The following is a 5,414-nucleotide window of genomic DNA, read 5'->3' on the forward strand; positions in this document are numbered from 1 at the left end:
TCCCTGCCAATAGGTTGGATAGAGAGATGTTCTGCGTTGTTGCTCCTGCCACCGTTGTTCCTACTGGTAAGGTTGTAGTTCCAAACTGTACGGTGTACTGATATGCCCCTGTATAAGTAGCATCGGTTAGCGTTATGTTCGCTGAACCTGTTCCTCCTTTACAGTTCGGATTGATGATGACAGGTGTGTTAATCACAAAGGTATTCGGGTCTTTTACCGTATGTACCGCTGAAATCATACAACCTGTTTCGATATGTTTCACCCAAAAACGATGTGTTCCTACTGGTAAGTTTGTAAACGTATTCGCTGGTTGCCAAGCAGGGTGAGTTAATGCTGGAGGTGTATCACTTTGGATATACATCCATTTAGTGTTATCTCCTGAGGTTGAGGTCACAGTAACACTCACATTTTCTCCTGCAACACAAGTGATTGCATCATCTATACCCACCCTTGCTGTTTTTAACTCGTCATACGGATCGATCGCTACCGTTATTGGTGTTGCTGGTAGATTCGTACAACCATTAGCATCCGTGATAATTGCTTTTACATCACCACCAAGTCTGTTTGTGATGGTCATTGTTGTACCGTTAACGATAATGTCATCTCCTGGAATTGCTGGTGTTCCGTTGTCATATACCAATTGGTAGCTATAAGGAGGCGTTCCTCCTGTCACTTGCGTTGGATCAAGAGTTACAACTACCGCATCGGAAGTATTTCCTGCCGTACATTTGAATGCCGTTGCAGTCAATCCCCCTACTGCTGATTTTATCTGTGCTGGTTGCTTCACCTGAACGGATGTCGTTGTGGTACAGCCATTATTTATATCCGTCATTGTGATGTTATACACACCTGCTGATAACCCTTCAAAGGCTTTTATAGTTGAACTAAATGTAGCTGCTGGTGCTATAACATACGTATAATTGCTTCCCACTACTTGTTCGTGGATAAATATCTTACCGTCATTGCCTCCATGACAAGTTACGGATACCGTAGTAGTCGTAAACGAAGGTTGTATTGCTGGTGCTACTGTCACTGTAAACATTTTGGCAGGACAAGTCGTAGCATCATTGTCGTACAGATGAATGTTATATGTTCCTGGATTAGGAGCATTAAACGTAAACGTATTGGTTGGTGGTAACAGTACTTTTGGTACAACTACTACTCCTCCTACTTCAACTTCATAATCATAACTTCCTGAACCTGCAGTTACGTCTATCTTAATTTCCGCTGGATTCATAGTTCCACAACCTAACAATTTGGTTTGTTGTACGGTTGCTTGCATCATCGGATGTAAGGTTACCGTAGTTGTTCCTGTGGTTATACAACCGGTAGTAATATCCTTAATTGACACAATGTAGTTACCTGCCTGTAAATTAGTAAACGTATTGCTCGTTTGCCATGTGCGAAGTGTCGGCCCTGCAAGTGCATACTCATAGTTTGCCCCTACTGGAGTAACCTGAATTGACAACGGTTCTGAACAACTGTTAGCTGTCCCCGTTGGTGCTGGCGGTGGAGCAGGTACGTTGAGTGTCAAAGGTGTAGTAAGTGTGAAACCACAACCATATTGGTCTCTCACATGCACCGTCACATTGATGGTTCCTGGTGCCGATGGATTGATGTTACTACGTGGAATTTCAATAGGATTATTGCTCGTCCAAGTTATTGTAGCAACAAAAGCAGGACTGGTCAATTGGTATTCGTAAACACCACCTCCTCCTAAAACGTTTTCAACCAAAATACGTCCTGAAATATCACAAGTTACGTCTTGCGTAATTACCCGTGCAGTTGCTTCAATCTGATCAAGTACTCTCATTTCCACATTTGCACTTGCCCACTCACAGTTAGTTACTGCTTCTTTTATAAGCATATAGTAGGTTCCAGGTGCTTGAACCGCTACAGGAGGCAAGGTTACTGACGCACCTTGTGCAGGCATCATTACTCCAGAACCTGTTGAAACTGGAGCTGTTTGTCCTATTTTATATACCTCCCATGTAAAGTTTCCTGCCGTTGTTGTTGATGAAGCCGAACGCGTTACTGTAAATTCTATTTGCCCCGTTGTTGTTCCATGACACGCGGGTTTCACTTTAGTTGCAGTAATATGTATTGGTGGTACATAGTTATCATAAAGTTCCTGCGTATTTTCTTTAACACAGTTAGTATTATCCAATACTAAGAAACGATAGCTACGCCCTGGAACCAAGCCTGTAAATGTATGCGTTGTTCCAGTTGTTGGCGTTGGTGTCGTCCAAGCTGTTGAACCTACTGCTGGTATTGGGTCAGAAGCGGAATGTAATATAGCAAATTTATACGGCCCTGTTCCCCCACTTGCTCCAACGACTACTTCCATTCCTGCTGGATCACAAGTAGCAGTGAAAGCTGTCAAATTCGTTGAAATGGTTAAATTGTGCAACGGTAACGGTACGGTCTCTGTAGGCATTTTTTCAATACAAACGGGTGGTGCTCCGTGTCCTGCTCCATTTGGTACAGTTTTAAACCAAACCGTGATTTGATCTCCTGTACGGAATCCTGTAATTGTATTTATTGGATTCAACATAGCCCAAGCACCTCCATTGGTTGAATAATACAAGTCGTACCCTGACAAATTATACGCTGTTATGGTCGTTGGAGACACTGTTAATTCCAAAGGAACTTCATCTCCGATTTTAACACAATCAGTAGCTGTACTTTTAATGATTCCCGTAATCTGTGGTTTGCCTGTAATGGTCGCTGTGTATGTCACCACACAACCATAGCGGTCAGTAACCGTTACGGAGTACGTACCTGAAACTACATTCGCAAACGTATAGTTTGTAGCAATCACATTGTTAAATGTTTGTGAAATGGTTGGTGTTACGGTATTTTTCAATGCAAATGTATATGGAGCATGTCCTGTAACGTTTGTTAATGCTACCGTTCCATTGCTTCCGAAACAAGCAGGATCATTAGCCGTAACAGTAGCTCCTACTGCTGGAGCTGTTCCAATGGATACCGTTTGTGAAATTGTACAATCTGCTGATTTCAAATACACCATGTAATTTCCTGCTGTGGTTACTGCAAAGGTATTCGTTGTACCCAATGTTGGCATTGGAGCTCCCACTGGTGCAAAACCATACTCATAGTTTCCGTTTCCTCCTTGGGCAGTTACCGTAATGCGTCCATCGTTACAACTCTTATCAATTGTTTGTACATCCATGATCAACTTCGGATGAATAACTAATGTTTGAGTCGCTGTACAGTCGTAACTGTCAAGCACACGGATAGTGTACGTACCGTTTGATAATCCTTCAAAAGCATGTGTTGTTGGGTTTGTTGGTGTTATCCACGCACCACCGTTGATGCTAAACTTATAACCTCCGTTACCATCTGTTACATTCACTTGGATCGAAGCATCATTATTCCCTGAGTAACAGTTTTGTGTAGTAGCTGTAAACGACACGGTTTTTGGAGCTACCAAATTCACTGTGGTCGTAGCTGGACAACCTTTGGCATCTTGCACCGTAAAGATTTGTGTTCCATGAGGCACACTTGAAAAATCAGGTGAAGATTGAAGCATTCCCGTTCCTAATCGATATTGGTAAGGAGGTGTTCCCCCACCTGCCGTTAGGCGTACGGTTGCTCCCGTATTGGAACATTTCTGTGGTGTAATAAGCGTTGATGTTAAGGTCAATGCCGTTGGTTGTGTTACTTTGAATGGCACTGTAACGATACAACCGCCACCTACGTACTCCAATGTCAAGGTATGATCTCCCGCTGTTAAATTTGGAATCGTTAGGGTTGAATTGGTTGTAGCAGTACTCCAAGCACCTGCGTTCAAACGATGGCGATAGCCCGTTGCAGCAAAGTTTTCGACAAAGAACTGAGCCGAACCATCGCTATCTCCATGACAGGATGGTTGTGTAATTGTACCCGCTGTAGCTCTAAATTCTTTATCCGTAGCTACTTGTACGGTTTGGGTTGCTGTGAAATCACACGCTTGTGCCTCATGGTGTACCTGTCGGTACTTAATCGTAATGATATTATTACCTGGAGACAAATTCGTTAAAGTGTTGGTTGTCGTTGGGGTACCGCCATTGACAGAGTACGTGTAGGAATACGTACTTTGGTCGTTGTTAATGGTAACTGTTCCATTACCATGACAGTCATATGTCACGGCGGTTTGTGTGAACACTGGTGGGGTCAATTTTTGTGGTACATCCACTTTCATTTCAAATGGACATTTATTATTAGCATCACGTACCCAAACACTTTGATTATTACCCGCAGGCATCCAACCTTCATTTTCACTTACCCAACCTCCGTCGAAACGGTATTCATACGGTGGAACTCCTCCCGTTACGTTGGTTATACGTACTTTAGCCTTATCAGCATTAGCTCCTGTACCACAGCCTATTAACTGGGATACTCCAGCAAATCCACGAATTGCAACAGGCTCTGTGATAGTTACCGTTTGCACAGTTGCATCACAATGTTTGGCATCACGTACGGTAAGGGTATAAATTCCCGCCGCTAAATTATTGAAAATATTGGATGTTTGTGGTGTTCCACCATTTAATATGTAGGTGTAACCTCCAATTCCACTGGTTACATTAACCGTAATGGAACCTCTACCTCCATTACACAAAGCATTGGTTTGGGTGTAGGTAAACGTTGGAGGTACAGGCTGAGTTAAGGTGTGGGTTACTTGGGTTTTACAACCTTTAGCATCGGTTATTTCGATGGTGTATGTTCCTGGCTGATCACTCTCATAAATAATAGACGTTCCTGTAACAGGGGTTGGTGGTTGCACTATGGTTGTTCCACGCTTCACTACATAAGTATTTGAACCATAACCTCCTTCTAAATTAACCTGAATGCGACCGCGATGGTTAGGTGCAGGTCTACACGTAATGTCGTGTTGTACAGACGAAGCCAAAACACGCAAAGGAGGCTCAATTATAATAGTTTCCGTTGTAGTACAACCATGAGCATCGGTAACCGTAACTACATAGGTGTTCGGTTGTAAGTTCGTAAGCGTATGACTCGTGTTATTAGTAGTCGCATGGACTGCTCCATTAACCCTAAAAACAAATGGTGGTGTTCCAGTAACGTTCAGCGTAATAGACGCTCCCGTTCCTCCTGTGGTCACACAATAGTTTGAGGTTGTAGCTACAGCAATAGTCACTGGCGGTGCAGGAGTAACGTCAAAACTCGTAGAAGCTGAACACTCATTGATGTCCTTCACATGAATGGTGTAGCTACCCGCATTATTGATGACAAACGAAGGGTTACTTTGATATGGAGTTGTTCCAATATTGGATTCTAACGCATATGTAAGCGCTCCTGTTCCTCCTGAAGCAACAGCCGTTACAGTAACCTCTGCTGGATTACAACCTAAATATTTTGTTGGTATTGGGGTAACGGTAATGGCAGGGGGG

General features: G+C 43.1%; 1 protein-coding gene. It reads right to left on the reverse strand.

Features of this window, described 5'->3' with window-relative positions:
- Nucleotides 1-5,414: SprB repeat-containing protein (locus CCAND38_RS10090; protein WP_042345194.1), on the reverse strand; the 5,414-nt coding region annotated here is incomplete at both ends.

The sequence above is a fragment of the Capnocytophaga canis genome (genome assembly GCF_000827555.1).
In the GTDB taxonomy this organism is placed as follows: domain Bacteria; phylum Bacteroidota; class Bacteroidia; order Flavobacteriales; family Flavobacteriaceae; genus Capnocytophaga; species Capnocytophaga canis.